Genomic DNA, 665 nt, shown 5'->3' with positions numbered 1-665 from the left:
GCCATCGAGCTGGCGACCGCCATGGTTCGACACGATGATGCCGTCGACGCCGACGCGGCATGCCATCGCCGCATCCGCCTTGCTGAGCACGCCCTTGATCACCAGCGGCCCCTGCCACAGGCTGCGGATGAGTTTCAGGTGTTCCCAGGTGAAATGCCCGCGGTCGGAGAAATCCCTGACCACATTGGACGACAGGATGGGCGCGCCGCGCGTGGCGTAGTTGTTCTCGAAATGCGGCATGCCATGCCGGACCAAAGTGCGTGCAAAGGTGCCGAGCAGCCAGGAAGGCCGCGACAGGCCATCCCATGCAAGACGCAAGGTCGGCCGCAATGGCGTCGAGAATCCGGTGCGCACATTGTTTTCCCGGTTCGCCTGCGTTGGCGTATCGACCGTGATCACCAGGGTCTTGAAGCCAGCCAGCGCAACGCGGGCAATCAACGCCTTGATCTGCGGCAGTTGCCCGGGCAGATAGGCCTGGAACCAGGCATTGCCGGACACCTTGGCCACCTCCTCCAGCGGGATCAGCGACGAGCCGCTCATGATCATAGGCACCCTGGCCTCGTCGGCCGCCTGCGCAAGCACGATATCGCCGCGGTAGGAGGTCAGTGCGCTCAGCCCCATCGGCGCGATGCCAATCGGTGCAGCATAGGTTTCGCCGAACAGCG

The 665-nt window shown here is 64.2% G+C and carries 1 protein-coding gene; it reads right to left on the bottom strand.

The annotated features are described in order from the left end of the window. Window positions 1–665, bottom strand: a 665-nt coding sequence (locus JK635_RS28775) for an alpha-hydroxy acid oxidase (RefSeq protein ID WP_202655266.1), incomplete at both ends; no start/stop codon positions are given.

The sequence above is a fragment of the Neobacillus paridis genome (genome assembly GCF_016765675.1).
Lineage (GTDB): Bacteria > Bacillota > Bacilli > Bacillales > Cytobacillaceae > Neobacillus > Neobacillus paridis.
The sequence above is the reverse complement of the archived record's forward strand: the minus strand, read 5'-3'. Positions and strand labels throughout refer to the sequence as shown.